The sequence below is a fragment of the Bacillus sp. JJ864 genome (genome assembly GCF_036963045.1).
Classification (GTDB): Bacteria; Bacillota; Bacilli; order Bacillales; family Bacillaceae_G; genus Bacillus_A; species Bacillus_A pseudomycoides_C.
In genome coordinates, this window is the sequence record NZ_JBALLY010000125.1 from 1 (window position 1) to 4,444 (window position 4,444).

The window sequence follows — 4,444 nt, forward strand, 5'->3', positions numbered from 1 at the left end:
ATGTTTATACAAAACCACTTTCTGAACAGAAGAAAGATGAAATTCTAAATGAATTTCAATTAAGTTATGAAAAATATAAATGTGAATTGTTAGAAAATAGAAAATATCCACTACCTGTAAACACTAATGAAGAATTTATTGATGATATAGAAAAGATTCAAATTATATCCCTTAAAGACTGTAAAAAATTTATTGAATTAATTTTAAATATACAAGAAGAAAAAATTAAATTACATGGATCTAAAACAAATTCATTTTATGCTCCAATTTTAGGAAATACAGTGAATGGGAAAGGTTCAATATCTTTAATGGATGCTATAGTAGTTATCATTGTTTTGGGTTCTGTTTGGCTTGTAAAGTATTAGAATAATAAACTGGAAAGGAAGATAGATAATGAAAAAGTTTCCTGTTAGAAAATGGATTAAACTTCAAAAAGGAGAAAAGATTGTTTTAAATCATCAAAAAGTTGCTGTATTAGGAATGCGTAACGTAGAAAAGATTAAAAAAATAGCAACAAAGATGAAAAGGGAAACAAATTTAGCTACTCAAAAATTAGAAGATTTTATTTCTGATAAAGATTCTATAAAAGACTTATTATCAAAAGGTAGTAAATAATGCTACATGCAACTGGTGAAATTGTAGGGACAGTAATTATTTTTTCAGGGGTTTTATTTTATATCTTTATGCAATTCTTATTTAAAGGAACAAAAATTTTCTTTTTTAATATGAGAAGGTTTAAAAATGAAGATTTTAAAAGATAAAGAGATTAAAGGATATTTAGAGTTTAATTTAGAAAACGAATACTTACAAGAATTGGTGAAGGATAAAAAAACATTTTATCTATTAATATTAGTTATTCTTAATCTTGTTGTTATATATAATTTCTATAAAATTGTTGATGTATTTAAAAGTGAAATAGTGGCTTCTTGTATATGGTTATTCTGTACTAGTATTCCATTCTTATATGTTTTTAGAAAGGATAGAAAAAAACTATTTAAGAAAGTCACTCTTAAAGCATATATGAACACATTTGTATTTGTAGGGATATCGTTTTTAATAGCTTGTTTTAGTTACATTTTTCTGGAAAGGATTATTTCTATTGAACTAGTTAATCACCCAATAACATCAAAGGGCTATTTGTCTGTAATCAAAAGGATTCCACAAATAGTTATTCAAATATTATCTGAAAATATAATGTATATTGGATTATTGTTAATGTGGTACAAATTAGCTGGTAATATTTTTCGTGCATCATATGTCCATTTAGTTATCTCCCTCCTATTATCTAGTGGATCGTTTGGTATGCTTCACATTTCAACTTATGATTATAATTGGTTACAATGTTTATTTATAGTTGGCCTACCTTCAATCACCCATTTAGTTTCTTTTTTGAAATATAGAAATATGCATGTTGGGTATTTAGTTCATTTAAATTACAATTTAATATTTATGATAGGAGTCCCTTTACTATCTAATTAATTAAAAAAACCTGTAATTAACTACAGGTTTTTTTGTTGAGAATCTTGTTGTGGTAGTACAATTTTTTCTATATGTTCCCAGACATTATTCATGCTAGTTGTTTCAAAATATCGCATAATGGTTGTTGAAACTAAACCTTGTTTACGTAATTCTTTTATTGTAACTCTACCACCATTCTCTTTATATAATGTAACCAATTTAGTTTGTAATTCGCTTTTTGAGTATTTAGGGTGTGACCTTACACGAGTTGGCAAATTAGCTAATTTTCTTAAATTGTTTAATCCATTAAAACGGATTGAAAAAATATGGGCATTATATATTTCATTACTTTGATCTAAATCTTTTGCACTAGCTACTTTACCTATTTTTTCGCAAAAATCAATATACAATTGTAATAGTTCTTCTTTTGTTTCTTTCACATCATCAATTTTTGAATAAACTATATCAAGTTGCGCTTCATTTAATACTTCTTGATAAGTATTAAATGAATTATATATTTGACTCTCTGGTAAACCTTCATTCTCTAAATCATTTAAAGATGGTGTTCTTTCTAACTTAGTAGCAATTTCACGAATAAATTCAATTAATTCTTCTTTGGAAAATGGGTACTTATAAATTCGAATTTTAGGGCAATTTGCTAACAATAGTAATTCAGACCAAGTTTTATTAAATCGAGATATTAAACCGCTAGATGAAAGAGAATCAGGATCTTTATACTCATTGTATAATTCAGTTGTAATTGCTCCATGTGTTATCTCTAATATTTTTTTAATGTCTTTTTTGAACATATTAAAGATAATTTTATTAGAAATGTTAGCATTCTTAAATCTGTAATGGTTTTTTTTGGCTTTTCCATAGCCGATCATTTCTAAAAATTCAGACCAAGTTTTATTAAAACGAATCCTATATGTTTCAGGGCTAGGAACGTCATCTAATTCATCCCATTCTTTCCGATTAGGTATTTTGTTGTTTTCTTCAATCCAGTTCTTTACGATAGAAATAAGTTGTTCATTAGGGATATGAGTATAAGAACGTTCTCTGTTAACAGACAAACCAGCTTTTTTTAAGGCTTTGTTCCAAGACTCAAATCTATTAACAATAGTTCCATATTGGCTTACATCCTTTGCACGAGGGGTTTTCCCTAAACGTTTAGATGTGTCTACTAAAATATTTAACAATTCATCGTCTGTATAATCCATAAAATATCACCCCATATAATTTTATATAAAGAATAAGATAAAAGACAGAATTAATTATAAATAAAAATAAGAAACGCCTTAGATCCCCATTAAGACGTTTCTTATTTTGGTTTTCTTATGCACGTTGCCAAATCTAAGACATAAACAATCATTGGTGTAAATGGTTACTTTCAATATAATAATTATACCAAAAAACCAGTTTAGTGCAATTTTTTCTATAAATGTACTTATTTATCTTTTTGTTTTAATTTTTTATATATTTCATATTGTTTTTCTAAAAAGTTTTCAAAAACAGGTGGTATTGTATCTTTCACTTCTTTTGCTAAGATATGGTTTTTAAAATAAAACCAATTATCACTTTCTTTAATTCTTTTAATAAACTTATTATTACCTTCAAATTTTGGTATTCCATATAGTTCAGGTGGTATTGAATCTAAAATTACTTTGTAAGACTCCTTTTTTATCATTGCGAATAAACTGGATCGCTTTTTTATGTAAAGATAAATATTAAAGGATTCTATTATTCTTCTTATGTATCTTTGGAAATTCTGTTCATTGTAATGAATCTCCAAATGAATCATGTAAGGATATGGTGAAGTGAAATCTGTTTTAATAGTAGATTCAATTTTATATGGTTTGTTTGATGAACTTAGAACCCCTATCTTGATATAATTACCATTTTTCGTAATAAACACCTCACTTTCTATTATATGTATATGATACCATAATATACACTCAATGTTCAATCAATATATATTGCGATTGTAAAAAAAGCACTTGTTGTTTAAAATCAACGAGTGCTTTTTTTGTTTGTGGATTTTTTATATACTTTGAATTTATTAAAGCAAATCACTAATAACCATAATGTTGAAAAATGTATCATAGCCAATCCAAAGCCAAGTAAATTAAATTTTACTGGCTTAACCTGAAAAAATAAAAATGTAAAAAAACTACAAAGAATAAATACAGGTAAAAATATTCCTATAGCAATCTGTAGATCTTTTCGCGCTTGTAGAACATCAATTTTATTTGCCAATATAAAACACCTCCACAAATAGTGACAGTTTATTAACTAATATCGTATTTTATTTAAATTATAACAAAAAGTATATTGAATGTACATTGAATATACAATTGTTTTTTCTCCTTTTAATTAACAATCAAAAGGATTTAATGAACAATATCCCGAAAAATAAAAAATAGCACTCGTTGTATTAACAACGAGTGCTATTTCATCCACGCTTCACCGACCAAAGCACAAGCATGGATTTAAAAAAAGATAATGCATAATAACAACCACCGCGTCCGGCAAGACAAAAAGTGGTTCTAAAGAAAATAACTAAAACTTGCAACCATTCCGCCTTTTGACTTTGTGAGAAATTTATTATTTTAAGTGACTAGCAAAAAACAATAAAATTCCATGAAAGGAGCAAGTTATAAGTTAATTTTATTTACTATTTTTAAAATTGTCAAGTGTAATAAGTGGTTTATAAAACACTTAATTTCAAGTTGAATGTTTAGATTATTTAATATGTTGCCATCTTAAACCATTGTCAGTTTTTCCGATCACAAAAGAATGTTTATTTAAATTTTCTGGCTTGCTCAACTCTTCTAAAATATTTTTGTACATATAAGTTTGTTTCCCTTTTCCAGTTACACCAATAAAATTAGAATTTTCCTTATCGTTCCCTTTTTTTGTAAAAACAGAAAATGTATTCTTCAAAATTCCCACTCCTTTTTTAATGTGTATTCAATATATATTATAT

General features: G+C 26.3%; 7 protein-coding genes. 3 read left to right on the forward strand and 4 right to left on the reverse strand.

All coding sequences use genetic code 11. The features are described 5' to 3' along the window. The 3 genes from V7024_RS18175 to V7024_RS18185 all read left to right on the forward strand — a co-directional run. Positions 1 to 365, forward strand: a 365-nt coding sequence (locus tag V7024_RS18175; protein WP_335522437.1) for a hypothetical protein, incomplete at its 5' end; no start/stop codon positions are given. Positions 366 to 393: 28 nt separating this feature from the next. Beyond that, the gene (locus tag V7024_RS18180; protein WP_335522439.1) at positions 394 to 615 is read left to right on the forward strand and encodes a hypothetical protein; all 222 of its coding nucleotides are present in this window, start codon (positions 394 to 396) and stop codon (positions 613 to 615) included. Between the two features lie 126 nt (positions 616 to 741). Further along, on the forward strand, positions 742 to 1,479 hold the full coding sequence (locus V7024_RS18185) for a hypothetical protein (RefSeq protein ID WP_335522441.1): 738 nt from the start codon (positions 742 to 744) through the stop codon (positions 1,477 to 1,479). 20 nt (positions 1,480 to 1,499) lie between these two features. On the opposite strand, the gene V7024_RS18190 is transcribed toward V7024_RS18185, so the two are convergent. The 4 genes from V7024_RS18190 to V7024_RS18205 form a co-directional block, all read right to left on the reverse strand. Then, positions 1,500 to 2,678, reverse strand: coding sequence for a homing endonuclease associated repeat-containing protein (locus V7024_RS18190; RefSeq protein ID WP_335522442.1), 1,179 nt, complete (start codon positions 2,676 to 2,678; stop codon positions 1,500 to 1,502). Between the two features lie 227 nt (positions 2,679 to 2,905). Beyond that, positions 2,906 to 3,373 carry a hypothetical protein gene (locus V7024_RS18195; protein WP_335522445.1) on the reverse strand — a complete coding sequence of 156 codons (468 nt, stop codon included), beginning with the start codon at positions 3,371 to 3,373 and terminating at the stop codon, positions 2,906 to 2,908. Positions 3,374 to 3,468: 95 nt separating this feature from the next. Continuing rightward, positions 3,469 to 3,714 carry a hypothetical protein gene (locus V7024_RS18200; protein ID WP_335522447.1) on the reverse strand — a complete coding sequence of 82 codons (246 nt, stop codon included), beginning with the start codon at positions 3,712 to 3,714 and terminating at the stop codon, positions 3,469 to 3,471. Positions 3,715 to 4,200: 486 nt separating this feature from the next. Then, complete coding sequence (locus V7024_RS18205) at positions 4,201 to 4,401, reverse strand: hypothetical protein (RefSeq protein WP_335522449.1); 201 nt, start codon at positions 4,399 to 4,401, stop codon at positions 4,201 to 4,203. Between the last annotated feature and the right edge of the window lie 43 nt (positions 4,402 to 4,444).

What these genes read in the sequence shown, in the direction of transcription:
- V7024_RS18190 (WP_335522442.1), bottom strand. Translation starts at nt 2,678, where the DNA reads ATGGATTATACAGACGATGAATTGTTAAATATTTTAGTAGACACATCT.
- V7024_RS18185 (WP_335522441.1), top strand. Translation starts at nt 742, where the DNA reads ATGAAGATTTTAAAAGATAAAGAGATTAAAGGATATTTAGAGTTTAAT.
- V7024_RS18180 (WP_335522439.1), top strand. Translation starts at nt 394, where the DNA reads ATGAAAAAGTTTCCTGTTAGAAAATGGATTAAACTTCAAAAAGGAGAA.